Source organism: Brevibacterium aurantiacum, assembly GCF_900169065.1.
Classification (GTDB): Bacteria; Actinomycetota; Actinomycetes; order Actinomycetales; family Brevibacteriaceae; genus Brevibacterium; species Brevibacterium aurantiacum.
Genome location: NZ_FXZB01000019.1, coordinates 91272 through 108581, shown reverse-complemented (window position 1 = coordinate 108581; position 17310 = coordinate 91272). Strand labels below are relative to the sequence as shown.

The 17310-nt window shown below is 62.4% G+C and carries 13 protein-coding genes; 4 read left to right on the top strand and 9 right to left on the bottom strand.

Translation table 11 applies throughout. From position 1 onward, the window contains the following. Positions 1-95 precede the first annotated feature (95 nt). The 6 genes from BAUR9175_RS13975 to BAUR9175_RS13950 form a co-directional block, all read right to left on the bottom strand. The gene (locus BAUR9175_RS13975; RefSeq protein WP_101584121.1) at positions 96-1295 is read right to left on the bottom strand and encodes a CoA transferase; all 1200 of its coding nucleotides are present in this window, start codon (positions 1293-1295) and stop codon (positions 96-98) included. A 9-nt stretch (positions 1296-1304) separates the two neighbouring features. After that, a complete protein-coding gene (locus BAUR9175_RS13970) occupies positions 1305-2174 on the bottom strand; it encodes an HTD2 family dehydratase (protein ID WP_101584119.1) in 870 nt (289 codons plus the stop codon). Between the two features lies 1 nt (position 2175). Further along, entirely contained in the window at positions 2176-3354 is a 1179-nt protein-coding gene (locus tag BAUR9175_RS13965) for an acyl-CoA dehydrogenase family protein (protein WP_101584118.1), read from the bottom strand. Positions 3355-3367: 13 nt separating this feature from the next. Beyond that, positions 3368-4516: an acyl-CoA dehydrogenase family protein gene (locus BAUR9175_RS13960; RefSeq protein ID WP_101584116.1), complete on the bottom strand. Its 1149-nt coding sequence runs from the start codon at positions 4514-4516 to the stop codon at positions 3368-3370. A 93-nt stretch (positions 4517-4609) separates the two neighbouring features. Then, on the bottom strand, positions 4610-6358 hold the full coding sequence (locus BAUR9175_RS13955; protein WP_101584114.1) for a FumA C-terminus/TtdB family hydratase beta subunit: 1749 nt from the start codon (positions 6356-6358) through the stop codon (positions 4610-4612). A 3-nt stretch (positions 6359-6361) separates the two neighbouring features. Beyond that, a complete protein-coding gene (locus BAUR9175_RS13950) occupies positions 6362-7549 on the bottom strand; it encodes a CaiB/BaiF CoA transferase family protein (protein WP_101584112.1) in 1188 nt (395 codons plus the stop codon). Positions 7550-7726: 177 nt separating this feature from the next. On the opposite strand from BAUR9175_RS13950, the gene BAUR9175_RS13945 reads away from it, so the two are divergent. After that, positions 7727-8407, top strand: a complete 681-nt coding sequence (locus BAUR9175_RS13945) for a GntR family transcriptional regulator (RefSeq protein ID WP_101584110.1) — start codon at positions 7727-7729, stop codon at positions 8405-8407. A 75-nt stretch (positions 8408-8482) separates the two neighbouring features. Here BAUR9175_RS13945 and BAUR9175_RS13940 read toward each other — a convergent pair whose 3' ends face one another. After that, a complete protein-coding gene (locus BAUR9175_RS13940; RefSeq protein WP_180959253.1) occupies positions 8483-10108 on the bottom strand; it encodes a PucR family transcriptional regulator in 1626 nt (541 codons plus the stop codon). Positions 10109-10506: 398 nt separating this feature from the next. On the opposite strand from BAUR9175_RS13940, the gene BAUR9175_RS13935 reads away from it, so the two are divergent. Genes BAUR9175_RS13935 through BAUR9175_RS13925 form a run of 3 tightly spaced genes read left to right on the top strand, consistent with a single transcriptional unit; the run spans position 10507 to position 14176 of the window. Further along, positions 10507-11505: an ABC transporter permease gene (locus BAUR9175_RS13935; protein WP_257944337.1), complete on the top strand. Its 999-nt coding sequence runs from the start codon at positions 10507-10509 to the stop codon at positions 11503-11505. A 26-nt stretch (positions 11506-11531) separates the two neighbouring features. Then, positions 11532-13400 carry a dipeptide/oligopeptide/nickel ABC transporter permease/ATP-binding protein gene (locus tag BAUR9175_RS13930; RefSeq protein WP_180959252.1) on the top strand — a complete coding sequence of 623 codons (1869 nt, stop codon included), beginning with the start codon at positions 11532-11534 and terminating at the stop codon, positions 13398-13400. Continuing rightward, positions 13397-14176, top strand: coding sequence for an ABC transporter ATP-binding protein (locus tag BAUR9175_RS13925; RefSeq protein WP_101584103.1), 780 nt, complete (start codon positions 13397-13399; stop codon positions 14174-14176). Before BAUR9175_RS13930 ends, BAUR9175_RS13925 begins: the two co-directional genes overlap by 4 nt. 65 nt (positions 14177-14241) lie before the next feature. On the opposite strand, the gene BAUR9175_RS13920 is transcribed toward BAUR9175_RS13925, so the two are convergent. Further along, a complete protein-coding gene (locus tag BAUR9175_RS13920) occupies positions 14242-16179 on the bottom strand; it encodes a S9 family peptidase (protein ID WP_101584102.1) in 1938 nt (645 codons plus the stop codon). Next, the gene (gene menC, locus BAUR9175_RS13915; protein ID WP_101584100.1) at positions 16176-17303 is read right to left on the bottom strand and encodes an o-succinylbenzoate synthase; all 1128 of its coding nucleotides are present in this window, start codon (positions 17301-17303) and stop codon (positions 16176-16178) included. Before menC ends, BAUR9175_RS13920 begins: the two co-directional genes overlap by 4 nt. Positions 17304-17310: the final 7 nt, after the last annotated feature.

Sequence of the window (17310 nt, the reverse complement as noted above, 5' to 3'; positions counted from 1 at the left end):
GTCCACGTCGAGGTCTTTCGGATGGGCAGTGTGAGAACTTCCATCATCGGAAGACCTCGACGTCTATCCGGGTAGCGACTCGCTCTGTTTGAAATTCATCGGTATACACTCTCGTTTGCGAAGAGCCAGTTTTCGGAGCTCGTCTCCACCAACTCAGCCAACACTCCCTCCGTATCCCCACCCAGAGTCGGCGCAGGAACAGCATCAGCCACCGGCGACCCGCCGAACTGCAACGGCACCCGCGGAGCCATCACGCGGCCCACACCTGGCTGCTCGATCTCGCCGAACAGCGGATTCTCCAACGAACACCACGGGTCGTTGTTGACGAGCTCCTCGAATGTCTGGAACTCTCCCTGCAGCACCCCGGCACCACTCAGAGCAGTAGCCGCCTCGGCCACCGTGTGGGCTGCGAACCATGGCCGCAGCACTGCATCGATGGCCTCGCGAGCTTCGAACCGACCGCCTTCGGTCGTGAGATCAACGTCGAGCATGGGCCCGATCATCTCAAGCTTCTCGGACAGCCCAGTCGCCTTGCCCAGTCCGCGCCAGTGCTTGTTCGAGATGACAGCAACCATGATCTCGCGTTCATCCGAGGTCTTGAACGACTGCCCGTAGGCGCCATAAAGGCCATTGCCCAGCGGTCCACGAGTCTTACCGGTCGACTGCACCTCGGCGATGTATCCGAGGTTGCCAACGGTTGCGAGCATCGCATCGGACAGGGCGAGGTTGATCTCCTGCCCCTTGCCCGAGGTCCGACGATCGAGCTCAGCGGCAGTAATGCCATTGGCAATGTACAGGCCGGCGATGACGTCCCACGCCGGGATGGCATTGTTGACCGGACGCTCGTCATCGCCGGTGATGATCGGGAACCCGCTGGCCGCATTGATCGTGTAGTCCACGGCCGGCTTCCCATCATGGGACCCATTGAGACGCAGCATGACCAGATCTTCACGGTGCTGGACGAGATTGTCGTAGCTCAGCCATCCGCGAGCGGGCAGGTTCGTCACCAGGGTGCCCGCCTCGGCGATGAGGTCGGTCGCGATCTTCTGTCCCTCTTCGGACTTCAGATCCAGGGTGACCGAGCGTTTGCCCTTGTTCAGGCTCGCCCAATAGATCGACGTCCCGTCATCGCTGATCGGCCAGCGGTTGGCGTCGATGTTGCCGCCGATCGGGTCGATGCGGATGACGTCGGCACCCAGTTGTGCCAGGGTCATAGCACCCAGGGGTGCTGCGACGAAGGCAGAGATCTCGACGACTTTCAATCCGGTCAGTGGTGCCGGTCGTGTCTCAGACATGGGTGCTCCTCAGCTTTCCGTGGTCGTCACTGTTGCCGCGATCGCGGTCTGACCATCAGGTCCGATGGCTTCGAGTTCATGAGTGTTCGCTCCGGTGCTGCGACCGACGAGGTGGATCTGCTCGTTCGCGAACAGGGGTGACTTCGCGCGGAAGTCGTACGTGGCGACGGTCGCCTCGGGGTGATTCCTCATGAACGCATCCAGCAGAAGCGTGGCCGTCAGCGGTCCGTGGGTGACGAGTCCCGGATACCCTTCGACGCCAGTCACATACGGGTGGTCGTAGTGGATGCGGTGGGAGTTGAATGTCAGAGCTGAGTAGCGGAAGAGCGTAACCTCGTTGGGTCGCACCGAGCGCACCCAGTCCCACCCTTCGGGTGCAGGTGAATCTGCCCGGGCAGGTGCGGCGGAGGATCCTTCGGGCGCCGAGGTGGCTTCCCGGTAGACGATCGTGTGCCGATCCGTTGTCGCGAGGTTTCCATCGGCGGAGACCTCGTGGCGCAGCACGACGAAGCAGAGGGATCCGCTGCCGCCTGTCTTCTCCGTAATCGATTCGATGGTCGTCGTCCGTGACAGCTTCTGCCCGGCGAGAATCGGTGCATGGAACTGCAGCTTGCTGCCGGCCCACATGCGCCGAGGCAGTCCGACCGGTGGCATGAATCCGCCGAGCTTCACGTGACCGTCTGTTCCCAGCTCGCTCATCGGAACGTCGTCTTCGGCGAAGTGCAACCAGTGTCCCACTGGGAACAGCGTCGCTGGCTCGGTCGACGACGTTACGTCCTGTTCGAGCAACGTGGCCAAGCGGGCAGCGCTGGTCGGAGAGGCAATGTCTTCTTCGGTGCTGGATCGGCCGGCCCAGTCCTGCAGATTGATCTCAGTCATGTCAACGTCCTAACAGTTCATCGGAGATGATGCGCATCTGGATCTCAGACGAGCCCTCGAAGATCTTCGTCAACCGGGCATCACGCCAGTGACGCTCCACCGCGAAGTCCTTCGTGTACCCGGCACCACCATGGATCTGCACAGCCTCAGAAGTGACCTTCTCCGCCATCTCCGCAGCCAGATACTTGACCATCGCGGCTTCCTTGTCGCACCGGCGACCGGAGTCGATTTCGGTGCACACGTGATACATCAGAGCCCGGCACGCCTCGATCTGGGCAGCCATGTCGGCAACCTTGAACCGCAGATGCTGGAAATCAGCGAGAGGGTGTCCGAACTGTTCACGCTGTTTCAAATACGCGATCGAGTCCTCGAGCGCGGCCTGCGCCAGACCGATCGATCTCGCAGCTGTGTGGGCTCGACCCACCTCGAGACCAGACACAGCCTGATAGAACCCACGGTCTTCCTCACCCAGCAGGGCTTCGGCGGGCAGGTGGAAGTCATCGAAGGCCAGATCCCAGGTCTTCCATCCGAAGTAGCCGATCTTCTTCACCGCAGTCCCCGACATACCCTCAGGGAAGGAACCACGTTCCTTCTCGACAAGGAACGCCGAGATCCCACGATGCCGCTTCTCTTCGTCAGTGGAAGTACGAGCGAAGAGAATGATGTAATCCGCCTGATCGGCGAATGTGCACCACATCTTCGTGCCGTTGATGACCCAGCCGCCATCTTCAGCACGAGTGGCCTTGCAGCGAATGTTGGCCACATCGGAACCGGCTTCGGCCTCGGACAGGGAGTAAGCGCCGAGGTATTCGCCGGTGGCGACCTTCGGAAGTAGCCTGGCTTCCTGTTCGGGAGAGAAGTTGCCGCCCATCCCGTTGCCACGAGCCAGCAGGCCGCCAACGGACATCCAAGCTCTGGAGAGTTCCTCGGCCACGAGGCAGTACTCGAAGACCCCGAGTCCAAGACCCCCATATTCCTCGGGGATGAGGATGCCGAAGAACCCCATGTCGGCCATTTGTTTGATGAACCAGTCAGGGAACTGCCCCTCGACAGGATCAAGCTCATTCGCGAGGGGCAGGACGACGTCGTGGGCGAACTCGCGGGCGAGAGCCTGGATGCCTTCCCTTTCCTCGGTCATGAAGTGCGGGGTGTTCGGCCTCGGCCTGGGTTTATGAGTCATGGTTCTCCCTCTCTCAGGCCTTGTTTCGGCCGATGAGCTGCTTAGCGATGACGTTCAACTGGATCTCGTTCGTGCCTTCGCCGACGATCATCAGTGGGGCGTCACGGTAGTAGCGTTCGACGTCGTATTCGGTGGAGTATCCGTAACCGCCATGGACACGGATGGCGTCAAGGGCCACCTCGGCGGCCATCTCTGAGGCGTAGTACTTGGCCATGCCGGCCTCCATATCCACGCGCTCACCCGAGTCATAGGTGCGAGCCGCGTGGAGGACGAGCTGCCGGGCGGCCTCGAGCTTCGTGGCCATCTTCGCCAGCTGGTTGCCCACGGCCTGGTGACGCCAAATTGGCTTGCCCATGGATTCGCGCTCCTGCGAGTACTTCACCGCATCATTGAGTGCCGCCTGCGCGACGCCCAACGAACGCGAGGCGACCTGGATGCGGCCGATCTCCAGGCCCTTCATCATCTGCTTGAAGCCCACGCCCTCGACCGCACCGAGCAGCTGGGCCTGCGGCTGACGCAGGTTCTCGAACGCGAGTTCGCAGGTTTCGACGCCCTTATAGCCGAGTTTCGAGAGATCCTGGGAGATGGTGAAACCCTCTCCCTTCTCGACAAGGATGATCGAGATGCCCTTGTGACGCGGTTCAGCTGCGGGGTCGGTCTTGACTAGCAGTGCGATGAGATCGGACTTGCGGGCATTGGTGATCCAGGTCTTCGACCCGTTGATGACGTAGTCCTCGCCGTCCTTGGCCGCCGAGGTGCGCATGGCCTGCAGATCGGAGCCGCCGCCGGGTTCGGTCAGGGCCATAGTCGCGCGCAGTTCACCGGTGGCCATGCGCGGCAGGTACTTGTCCTTCTGCTCGCTCGTGCCGTATTCGGCGATGAGTTTGGCCACGACGGTGTGCCCGCCCATGGCACCGGCCAGGGACATCCACCCGCGGGCCAGCTCCTGCGTGATCAGCGCATACGCCTCGGTCGAGACCTTGCCCATGCCCCAGGGTTCGTCGATCGCAAGGCCGTAGATGCCCATGTCCTTCATGGTCTGGATCCACGCTTGCGGGTATTCGTCGGCGTGCTCAACCCGGTTAACGTGGGGTTTGACGTCGTGGTCGATGAACTCGGCGACCGTGTCGATCATCATCTGCTCTTCGCTGCTGACTGCCATTGCGAATTCCTCTTCCTCTGCTGCTGAAGTTGTGATTGCCTGCCTCGCCGAGGTAACCCGACGTGGCCGTGTTCGTGGTGGTCCGTGGCCGGTTCAGTCCAGCTGGGCGCCGTCCTTGGCCGTTCTGGTTCGTCCGAGACTGATTGTGGTGTCGGATCCGGTGGTGTCGAAGAAGTCGTGGCCCTTGTCGTCGGTGATGATGAAGGCGGGGAAGTCCTCGACCTTGATGCGCCATACCGCTTCCATACCGAGGTCTTCCATGTCGAGGACCTCGACTTCGGTGATGCAGTCCTGGGCCAGACGTGCCGCGGGTCCGCCGATGGAGCCTAAGTAGAAGCCACCGAATTCCGCGCAGGAGTTCTTGACCTGAGCCGAGCGGTTGCCCTTGGCGAGCATGATCATCGACCCGCCGGCTTCCTGGAACTGACGCACATAGGTGTCCATCCGTGAAGCGGTGGTCGGTCCAAACGATCCCGAGGGCATTCCTTCGGGAGTCTTGGCCGGTCCCGCATAGTAGATCGGGTGGTCCTTGAAGTAGTCGGGCAGCTGACCACCCTCAGCCAGTCGCTGGCGCAGGTTGGCGTGGACGATGTCTCGGGCGACGATCATCGTGCCCGAAAGTGAGAGCCTGTCGCCGACTTCCAATTGGCTCAGCTGGGACTGGAGCTCGGGCATCGGCCGGTCGAGGTCGACGGCGGTGACGTTGCCGGATTCGATCTCATCGACCCGTCCCATCGCGGGCAGGAACCGAGCCGGATCGTGTTCGAGTTCTTCGATGAAGACTCCCTCGGCAGTGATCCGCGCGATGATCTGCCGGTCGGCCGAGCAGCTGACGGCAATGGCGATCGGCAGTGAACCGTTGTGGCGCGGCAGGCGGACGACGCGCACGTCGTGGCAGAAGTACTTCCCGCCGAACTGGGCGCCGAAGCCGAGGGTCTGGGTGAGTTCGAAGACCGTGGCCTCGAAGTCGGTGTCCCGGAATCCGTGGCCGGATTCGTCACCTGTGGTGGGGAGGTCGTCGAGGTAGTGGGCGCTGGCGAGCTTTGCGGTCTTGAGCGTGAACTCGGCCGAGGGCCCGCCGATGACCACGGCGAGGTGGTAGGGCGGGCAGGCTGCGGTGCCCAGCGTCGAGATCTTCTCCGCGAGGAAGTCGAGCATCGACTCCTCGTTGAGCACGGCCTTCGTCTCCTGGTAGAGGAAGGACTTGTTCGCGCTGCCCCCGCCCTTGGCCATGAACAGCAGCTCGTAGTCATCGTCCGGGCTGAGGCTCACTTCGATCTGGGCGGGCAGGTTTGTGCCCGTGTTCTTCTCCTCGAACAGGCTCAGTGGTGCCAGCTGCGAATAGCGGAGATTGAGCTCCTCATAGGCGCGGTGGATGCCGGCCGAGAGGTGCTTCGCGTCGTCGCCGTCGGTGAGCACATTGGGTCCGCGCTTGGCGGAGATGATCGCGGTGCCGGTGTCCTGGCACATGGGCAGGATCTCTCCGGCGGAGACCGCGGCGTTCTTGAGCAGGTCGAGGGCAACGAAGACGTCGTTGGCGCTGGCCTCCGGATCGTCGATGATGGCCCGCAGGCTCGCCAGGTGGTCGGTGCGCAGGTAGTGCGAGACTTCCTTGAACGCGATCTCGGCCAAGTCGGAGAGCGTCGATGACGCAACGGTGAGGAACGTCTGCTCGGTTCCGGCCACCTCGGCGTGCACCTGCTCGACTCCGTCGATGTCGAGGCGGCGCATGGCTGGTCCCTGTCCGGCGGTGGGCAGGAGCGGCGTGTAGTCGAAGCTGGGGCCGCTGTCAGGCAGAGCGGTGTTCGACGGTGCCGCTGTGGAATCGGACTGTGCTGTCATGGCTCAGATGACTCCTTCGCTCTGAAGTTCGGCGACCTTCTCAGGGCTGAATCCAAGACCGCCGAGGATGTCGGCCGAATGCTCGCCCACGCCCGGGATCGGGTCCATCCGGGGTTCGACCCCGGACATCTCAACCGGGGGCACGAGCATCTGGATCGGTCCCACCGGGGATCCGACCTCCTGCCACCGGTCACGTTCGACCAGCTGCGGGTGATCGGCGATCTCGGTCATATCCCGCTGCCGTGAGTGGGCAACACTTGCGGTTTCGAGGAGGCCGTCGCACTGCTCACCGGTGAGGTCAGCGAAGACCGCTTCGATGATGGTCTGCAGTTCGTCGCGGTGGGCGTAGCGGTGGGCGGCCCGGTCGAAGCGTTCGTCAGCAACCATGTCCGGGCGGTCGAGGACCTGGGTCGCGAAGCGCTCCCACTCGCGTTCGTTCTGGATCGCGAGCATGATCTGGGTTCCGTCGCCGCAGGTGAATGCACCATAGGGGGCAATGGCGGCGTGCGAGGTGCCGGCCCTGGTCGGGCGGGTGCCGCTGCCTTTGGTGAAGTAGAGGGGGTAGCCCATCCATTCGACGAGGGAGTCGAAGAGGTTGATCTGCAGTGTGGTGCCCTCACCGGTGCGCTCCCGATTGAACAGGGCAGTGAGGATTCCGGAATAGGTGTACATGCCGGCGGAGATGTCCGCCGTTGAGATTCCCGTCTTTGCGGGGTGGTCCTCGGTCCCGGTCACGGAGACCAAACCTGCTTCGGCCTGCACAAGTGCATCGTATGCCTTGGCGTCCTTGTAGGGCCCGTCCGGTCCGTATCCGGAGATCGAAGCATAGATGAGACGGTCGTTGATGCCACGCAGCTCTTCGGCACCGAAGCCGAGGCGTTCGGCGGCGCCGGGGGCGAAGTTCTGGATGAAGACATCGGCCTCGGCGACGAGATCCTTGAGGATTGCCTTGCCCTGGGCCTGCTTGAGGTCGAGGATCAGGCTCTCCTTGTTGCGGTTGATCCACACGAAGTGGCTCGACATGCCGTTGACGGTGGTGTCGTAGCCGCGTGCGAAGTCTCCGGTTCCGGGGCGTTCGATCTTGATCACACGAGCACCCAGATCCGCGAGCTGCCGTGAGGCGAACGGAGCCGCAACGGCTTGCTCACAACTGATGACGGTGATCCCGGACAACGGAAGTTCAGTGTGCAAGAGGCCTCCACAACGAGATTTCACGAGCTGACACCTGAATAATACATCTTCTTAATGACAATGCATTATTGGGGATGAAATATGCTGATCGAGATACACTCGGGGAACATAAGCGAGAGCTGCCGACGGGAGCAGCGCTAGGGATCGCGATATGAGCAGAACGCTGGAGGGCAGTGGATGGACCTGGAATCGGCTTCGACGAAGCGGGACATGATCGTCCTCGGCCTGCGCCGAAAGATCCTCGGCCGAGAACTCGAACGCGGCGAACGCCTGCGACAGGACCAGGTTGCCGAGTGGTTCAGTGCCTCGATCACCCCGGTCCGCGAAGCCTTGCGCATCCTCGAGTCCGAGGGGCTCGTGTCCTCCGAGGCGCACCGCGGTGTGCGTGTGGCAGGCGTTGACGTCGACCGACTCAGATCCCTCTTCATCACCCGCAAGCTGACCGAGACCTTCGCCATCGCCCGTGCCACGACACGCATTTCGCGGCACGAGCTGCGCCAGGCGGAGAGACTCCTCGACGCCCTGGACACTGCCAGCGAAGAGGGCGATGCCATGGCGCGCAACACCCGCAATGAGGAGTTCCACTTCTTCTTCTACGATCGCTGCGGACTGCCGGCCCTGCGCGATGACATCGCAACCAGGTGGCGGGCCTTCCCTTGGGATCTCACCCTCGACTCCTCGGATCGCCTCAACGAGGTGCACAGCGAGCATCAGGCCATCGTCGATGCTGTGAAGCGGCTCGACCCGGACGCCGCGGCGGATCACCTCGGCGATCACATCACGAACGGCTTCCTGCGCCTGGCCGAGTCGACCACAGACGAGCCGATCGCCGATCCCTTCGACTTCGACGCGGACTGAGCGACCTCCTGCGAAGAGAGCCAAGCTTGCTGCGGGCACTGCCATGTGAGGCAACTCGCGCTTCGCGGTCGCTCGTTAACCTGCGTTTGTCTCCGCATATTCCGAAGTCAGCTCCGGATCGATGCGGAGCAGCAGTTGCGCGGCGAATCGCGCATCTGGGTCGTCAAGATCCAGATCGGTGATCTCTGCCAGACGCCGTAGACGATAGCGCAGTGTGTTCGCATGAATGTGGAGGAGATCGGCTGCTTTGCTGACGTCTCCCATACAGGTCAGCCAGGTGTCGAGCGTGAGCACGAAATCAGTGTGATTTCTCAGATCATAGTCATGCAGTCTGTGTACCGGCCCCGACAACTGGTCCCGGCGCATCGACACCTGGTCGCTCAGGTCCAGCAGCAACGAATCGACGTAGACCTGGGAAAGCATAGCCACGGAGTCATTGCGGTCTCTGCGGTCCAAGCAAACACGAAGTGCTCGACGCGCGCCCTCTCTCGCACTGAGCAAGTCCCGCGAATCCGTGACGATCGGTCCGATCCCGCCGCAGACCCTGACCCGCGTTCCAGCTCGAGCCACGAGGTCGCTGACGAATCTCTGCGTCTGGTCCTCCCCAGCGACAACGTCACGGACCGGAAGTATCCCGAAGATGGTGCCGCCCAGGCGCGCCGCGCTGGCCTGGGGGCGCACAGCTGCCAAGTAGACGTTGATTGCGTCGGCAATTCTCTGGGTCTCGATGGCTTCGTCCAGTTGCGAAGTCACTTCCGGATCGACGCCAATTGCGAAGACCGCGATCGGAGACGATTCGACACCCAGCTTTCGGATCGCATATTCGGCACCGTCCCCGCCCTCGAGTGCGGTGGCGAGGAGATCGGCCCGCAGCCGTCGATCTAGTCCGTCGCCTGCGCGAAGCCTGAGCATGTGCAAAGCCGCGATCTTGGCCATGTCCCTGAAGATCTGCGCTCCTTCCTCGTCGATCTCATTCGGTAGTGCTGCCCAGACCGAGCCGAGAATCTCTCCACCGGCACGGACGGCGATCGCCACACGGTTCTTGATCTCAACTCCGTCAACATCGAGCCTGATCGACACTGGATCGACCGAAGAATACAGTTTGGTGAAAAATCCAGCAGATTGCAGTCTGCGCGTGTATTCATCGGGCACTTGCCGGTCGAGGATCGTTTCGATGCGTGGGCCGTCCGCGGCATCCTGCCCCGTGGAGAAGGCGAGAACCCGGGAATTGCGATCCTCGATAGTGATCGGAGCTCCCAGCAGCGAGCCGATCGCATTCGCCACGGCGAAGAGGTCCCCGCCGGGAAGCCCATCGATGGTCTCAGTGTCATCGACCCCGCGCGGATCGACGAGCAGGGAATTGATGAGATTGCTCAACTGCGTCCAGGAAGCTCCTGATACCAGGGTGAACACGCAGATTCCGTGACCGTGAGCGGCCTGGGAGAGTGTCTCCAACAGGTCTCCCGGTCCTCGCACGATAAGCACATGAGCACCTGCTGCGGCCATGCTTCCCAAACATCGCTGGATACCAGCGGCATCAGCCAGTCCGATACCCAAGACGATGGCCCCGGCAGGAATGATCTGATCATCGTGGGGGTCAAAGGCGACCACTCCAGTCACTGCCTGATGCGGATCAGTGACAGTGGTCAGCGGATTGAGCAGAGTCGAACCAAGATCGTCGAGGATTCGTTCGAGTGTCAACTGTGACGACAGTCGTGGCAAAGGCGAACGCGGAGACAGAGCCTCCGGCGACGACCGGGTGTGACGCGATTGCGTAGGTAGATCAGGCACCATCGATTCATCTTAACGGTAGTCTCTGTCAGTTTCATCGCCGTTGCCAGCCACGATGTGCGGCGATCGCCACCCTGCCCACCAGCGGCCCGTTACATCTGACGGCGGGAGACCCTGAGGCCCTCCGACGTATTCTTTCGCCGTTGGTCAGGCATATTCTTCCCCTGTTGGTCACTTGGACAATTCCCCCATTGGATCGCTGGGGGATCCGACGAGGTGGTGGCGGTCATCACCTTGGAATACTCATGTCTGGAGGTACTCACCAACTTAACGAGGAGGTTGGAGTGACAGGACAATCACCTTTGACCGTGCAATCAGCCCCCAGCCAAGCCGCACCCACACGGGCATCAGCTCTCATCGGGCATCCGATGACGACGTATCTGCTGCGGAGATTCGGATACATCCTCATCTCCCTGTTCGTCCTGGTCACGATCTCTTTCCTGCTCGTTCAACTGATACCCGGCGACCCGGCCCGAGCCTCGGCGGGGGAAGCCGCTCCTCCCGAAGCGGTAGAGGCCAGAAGGATCGAGCTCGGCCTCAACAAACCCCTGATCGTCCAGTATCTGGTGTTCTGGAGAGGTCTCTTCTCTGGGGACCTCGGAGACTCGATCAGCCTCCGCATTCCAGTCATCGACGTCATCACGGGGAGGGCACCGGCAACGCTTGAGCTCGCCTTCATCGCCGTGGCGATAGCACTGGTCGTGGCAGTCTGCCTCGGGCTCATGTTCGGTGCCCTCACCCGTTCCGGCAAGCGGCACGGAACCGAGGTCGGATTCACCTCCGTCACCGCTGTCGTCGCAGTAATTCCGGAGTTCCTGGCCGGCATCATCCTCGTCTACCTCTTCGCCGTGAGCATCGATCTCTTACCTGTGGCCGGGCGTACCGGGCCTGCCTCCTATGTGCTGCCGGTCATCGCACTAGCGATCGGCCCGACAGCGGCACTGACCAGGATCGTCCGGGCCGAGAGCCTGACAGTTCTGCGGCAGGACTACATCCGCACCGCGCGCTCGAAACGAATGCCGTCGATCCGTCTGTACGGCAAACATGTGCTGCCCAATCTACTGACCTCGACCCTGACAATCTCCGGCCTGCTCCTGGGCGGAATGATCGCCGGAACCGTGCTGGTCGAAAGCATCTTCGCCTGGCCGGGGCTCGGTGGCGTCATCGTCGATTCCATCCAGGGCAAGGACTATCCGCTCATCCAGGCAATCGTCATCTTCTACGGTCTCGTCGTTCTGCTCATCAACCTGGTCGTCGATATCGCTCTAATCCTCCTTGATCCCCGAACCACATTGGACACAGCATGACCACATCCCGCAGACTACTCGCTTCCATGCGCACACCATTGGGAATGCTCGCCCTCCTGGCGTGCGCGACGCTCTTGTTCCTCGTCGTCTTCGGACCTGTGATCTGGGGAGCCTCGGCCGCCACCACCGACACCTCCAAAATCGCCACCGGTGCGAGTCCGGAGCATCCGTTCGGCACCGACGGCAGCGGCCGCGATATCCTCCTGCGCACGCTCGTCGCCGCCCGCCTCTCCGTGTCCATGGCACTGGCAGCCACCGCGGTCGGTGTCAGCGTCGGAATCGTCGTCGGGCTGCTGCCTCTCATCCTCGGAGGCCGAATCGGTCAGTGGATCGTCGCGGGCATCAATATCGGTGTGGCCTTCCCCGGACTTCTGCTGGCCATCTCCTTCTCGGTGATTCTGGGCCAAAGCGGGCTCGCCGCGACCCTGGCGATCGCCATTGCCATGGTCCCCTCGTATGGTCGGCTCACTCACAACCTCGGTGCCTCGGTGTGGGGCCGTGATTTCATCTCCGCGGCCCATGTCCTCGGAGTGCCGGTCTGGAAGACTGTGCTGCGTCATGTCCTGCCCAACGTCCGTGACCCGCTCATCGTCAATGCCGCGGTCACCGCAGGCAATGCACTGGTCGCGTTCGCCGGTCTGTCGTTTCTGGGCCTCGGCATCCAGGTGCCTCTCTACGACTGGGGGCGGATGCTCAGCGAAGGCATGAGCCGGATCTTCGTGAACCCCGCGGCAGCTCTGGTGCCGGGAATAGCGATCATCCTTGCGGGGCTCACCTTTGTGCTCCTCGGCGAGGTGCTGGGTGCCGTGCTGGGCACCGGGGCCCGCGGTTCGGTCATCGCCAAGTTCCGCCGGCGGCAGAAGGCGCGGGAGGCAGCTCTCAAAGCTCCGTCCTCCTCCATGCTCGCGCATTTGGAGGACGCGGTGTACTCCGTGCGCAATCTGCGAGTCAGCGCATCTGGGCACCGTGGTGAGCCGAACGACCTCGTCAAAGGTGTGTCCTTCGACATTGGCCGGGGCGAGATCGTCGGCATCGTCGGTGAGTCCGGTTCCGGCAAGAGCCTGACGCTCATGTCGCTGGCAGGGCTCATCGAGTCCCCGCTGCATGCGAGTGCCGATTCCGCCCATTTCGACGGGGAGGACCTCACGATCAGTGCCGATGGTACCCCCTCCCGGTTAGACCGCCATTTCGGTGAGAAGCTGGCCATGGTGTTCCAGGACCCCATGGCGTCGCTCAATCCCGCCCTCCACGTCGGTGGCCAGGTTGCTGAAACCGGCCTCCTGCACTTGGGACTGAGTCGTGCCCAGGCACGTGATCGCGCGATCGAGCGCCTGGAAGATGTGCGCATCCCCGAGGCCCGCCGTCGTTACGGCCAGTACCCGCACGAGTTCTCCGGCGGAATGCGTCAGCGCGCAATGATCGCTGCCGGACTCATGGGGTCTCCTTCCCTCATCCTTGCCGATGAGCCGACCACGGCCCTCGATGTCACGGTTCAAGCGGAGATTCTCACCCTCCTGCGTCAGATCAATGCAGAGGTGGGGACATCGATCGTCTTCGTCTCCCACGACATCGCCGTCGTCACATCGCTGTGCACGCGTGTCCTCGTCATGTACCAGGGCCACCTAGTGGAGAACATCTCCGCGGAGGATCTGCGTGCAGGTTACGCAGAGCACCCTTATACCCGGGCTCTGCTGGCCACGGTTCCCACCATGGCGACACCCCGTGATGTGCCGCTGCCGTCGATTCCCGACGGCACGGATTTCCTCGCCGAGGCGGCTGCGCAGTCACCGTCCGATGCGGAGCCTGCTCCCGGCCAGGGCTGCTCGTCGACCGCCAGTTCAAGGCCGGAGACTCTCGACGCATCTGCGCCCATCTTCGAGAAAGAGACAAGATGACTCGAGCACTGAGTTTCGATTCCGTGAGCATCAGCTACGGTCGTGGACCAAAGACATTCACAGCCGTCGATTCGGTCAGTCTGCGCCTGGCCCCCGGGGAGGTCCTCGGCCTCGTCGGGGAATCAGGATCCGGCAAATCAACCTTGGCCAGAGCCGCTGTCGGTCTGACTGAACCAGCAGCAGGACGTATCCGCCTCGGCGACACTGTGATCTCGAACGCTACAGGGACAGCGGTGAGGGAACGCAGACGCATTCAGATGGTCTTCCAGGATCCTCAATCCTGCTTCGATCCTCGCCGGACGATTGGCGAATCCCTCGACGAGGCAATCGTCGCGGCTCATCGCAGAGAGGAGGAACCTCGCCCGTCAGCACGGTCGCGTGCCGCCCGGGTGAGCGAACTTCTCAAATCTGTGTCTCTGCCGGCCGATCGCGCCGCCAGCATGCCGACTGAACTCTCGGGTGGTCAGCGGCAGCGGGTGGCGGTGGCCCGGTCCATCGCAGCCAGACCCGAAGTCATCCTGGCTGACGAGATCACCTCGGCGCTCGATGTCTCGGTCCAGGGCACGGTGCTCAACCTGCTGCGGGAGCTGCAGCAGGAAATCGGGTTCTCGCTGCTCTTCATCAGCCACAATCTGGCTGTCGTTCGTGCAGTCTGCGAACGAGTTGCGGTGATGAGAGGAGGGCAACTGGTTGAAGTGGGCGAAACCCTCGACATCATGGAGTCTCCGAAGCAGGAATACACGCGCGAACTCATCGCCGCCGTCCCCTCACTCTGACGATTCCGGAAGACATTGCAGCCGCCCGGGGCCCCAGATATTACGTTCAGGCTGCAATGCGCTGATCAGGCGGAAAGAGTGTGTGTCCTCACCCAATCGATGACCCGCTGGTTGTAGTCAAGGCGATGCGTCACAGGTCCGTTGAGGATGAACACGTGAGAGCCCTGCGGGTAGACGACGAGCCTGGTCTCTACTCTATTGCCGCGTATTCTCGAATACCACAGCTCCGCTTGGTCGACGGGACAGCGCTGATCGTCCTGACCATGCAGAATGAGTGTGGGCATAGCGACCCGGTCCACGTGGTGGATCGGCGAGAGATGGTCGAAGGCCTGCGACCCGAACTCAACCTCGCACAGGTGCGGCCCCATATCGCTGGTGGCTGCGAACATGTCCAGATCGCAGATGAGCCCTCCAGGAACGGCCGCAGTGAAGCGTTCAGGATGCTTCGATGTCAGCCAACAGGTCATGTAACCGCCGTAGCTGTATCCGGTGACGGCAACCCGATCCGAGTCGACGAGGCCCTCTTCGATCAAGGCGTCGAGCGGTTCGAGGAAGTCCTTCTCATCGGCCTCGCCCCATGCGCCTCGGGTAGCTTTCAGGAACCGGGAACCGTAGCCATCGGAGGCCCGTGGATTGAGAGTGAGGATGTTCCACCCCTCCGCTGCCAGCACCTGATGGTAGATATGTGCGATGTCAGCGACTCCGGTCCAGGCATTGTGCGGGCCACCATGAATGTCGAGCAGCGTGGGCGCTGGCCCTTCCGTCGACTCGGCACGCAACAGCCATCCGTGGACCTCGAAGCCATCGGAGATGGAAAATCTCAAACTCCTCGGCCGGATGAAAGCGGCGTCGGGAATGTCCTCGTCCCAGAAATGCGTCAGCTCGCGCACCTCACCCGATTCGACGTCGAGCGCCATGATCTCACCCGGTCGATCAGCATCAGAGACTCGCATCACGGCAACGGCACCCACCACATCGAGGCCGCTGATGACCGCGGTCTCGGAGATTGGGTGGTGGAGAACCTCCACTCCCCCGCCAGCGCCCCGCGGTGCGTCGAGGTCGATCGACACCAGTATGCTGCGCCCCCTTTCACGCACGCAGAAATAGAGACGAGCGTCCTCACCGAAGACTGGAGCACCCCCGGGGTATCCGGACCCACCGCCCATCACCCCGAGATCAAGGTCATCGGTGAGCACCGTGATCCTTGAGGTGTCCAGATCAAGCCGGGTCAGCCTGGGCAGTTCGATACCCGGAACCATCTGACCGATCGCGATCACGGCGGTGCTCTCGGGCGTCCACACCAGTGGCCCACTCAGGCTGCGCGCGGCCCAGGGGAAACGCAGGCTTCTGGTCACAGCATCGGTGTCGACGAGGCCTATCTCCTGCGCCGGCACTCGCGCTGAGGCGGTGGCGCGGGTGCGCACGAATGCCAGCATGCGTCCATCCGGTGACCACTTCGGGTCAGTGCTGTTGCCATCGGTGAGGATGTCCGTGCTGTCTCCACCGCCGACTGGGATGAGCCGGATTCGGCTGCGTGCCGTTCCGATCCATCCCAGACCATCGATCTTATGAGCAGGTTCGCCATCGACCACCAGCGCAGCCCGAGGCTCCGTTGGTTCCTCGTCGACAAGGCAGGGCAGCGCTATCGTGGTCCCGTCCGGAGAGAACACAGGGGTGCCGAGCGCCGCCAGTCCAGTGGTGTGAATGGTGACCTCACCGCCGCTTACCGGGACCAGGCAGAGATCGGAGCTGCCGGCGTTCGCTCTGAGGAATGCGACCATCGTCCCATCTGGAGACAGTGCGGGCGCGGTGTCATTGTGCCCGGATGTCAACGACCGGGCAGGTCCCACGCTGGTCAGGGGCACGACGCGCAGTTCCGATACGCTTGGCCCTTCCACCGGGTGCCGTGCGGCGACGATGAGCACGCCATCGCCTCCGAGCAGGATTCGCGCGGCCTGCGGATCGGTGATCCGGTTGAGAGTATCGAGGTCGGGGGCCTTCATGGCAGAGGCACCTCCTGCAGACGCGTCCGGTATCTCTCGACCTTCGCCCTATCGACCTCTATGCCCATGCCCGGCCCGCGGGGCACATCGACGATGCCGTCGTGCATTCTGATCGTAGTGGTTGTGATGTCTTCGGCGAAGAAGCGGTCCGAGCCGGAGATATCACCCGGCAGAGTGAACCCGTCGAGGGCGGCGAGCGCAGCATTCGCGGCGCGTCCCAGTCCGGTCTCCAGCATGCCACCGCACCACACTGCGATGCCGTTGGCCACGGCGAGATCGTGGATCTTGCGGGCGGCGAGATATCCGCCTACACGGCCGGGTTTGATGTTGATGATGTCGACAGCACCGAAGGCGATGGCATCCGCCGCAGCTTCCGGGGAGTCAATGGATTCATCGAGGCAGATGGGTGTGCGAAGAGTTGATCTCAGCAAGGAGTGCTGCCTCAGATCGGCTTCACCCAAGGGCTGTTCGATGAGGAGGAGTCCGTAATCATCGAGTTTGGCCAATGTGGTGGCATCGGCCAGTGTGTATGCGGCATTCGCATCAACCTGGAAAAGGAGATCATCGCCGAACTCCTTTCGCACAGCCGCCACCGGAGCGATATCCGCGCCCGGTTGAATCTTCAGTTTGATCCGTGCATAGCCTTCGTCGACGTATCTGCCGATCACTCGCACGGTTTCGACGGTCGACTCCTGGATGCCGATGGAGACGCCGGACGGGACCGTAGTCCGCACAGCTCCGAGATAGTCGTGGAACGATCGACCCTGCGATCTCAAAGCGGCGTCGAGGATCGCCATCTCCATCGAGGCCTTCGCCATGGGCTGACCGATGACATGGGACAACAGGCTCGACACTCGTTCTGGATTGAGGTCTTCTCTCTCGGCGAGCACCGGTGCCAGCCAACGCATGACCACCTCGGCGGCGCCGTCAAGGTGCTCTGCGGAATAGAAGGGTCGGTCCAGGGCCACGTTCTCGCCCCACCCTGTGACGGAGCGTCCATCCTCGGTCTCGACCTGCGCTTCGATGAGGAAGCAACGTTTATGGGTTTGGGTCATAAAGGAGGTGGTGAACGGTGAGACCAAGGGCAGCTCAAGGTGGTGGATACGCAGAGTTCTCAGTTTCATAAGGGTC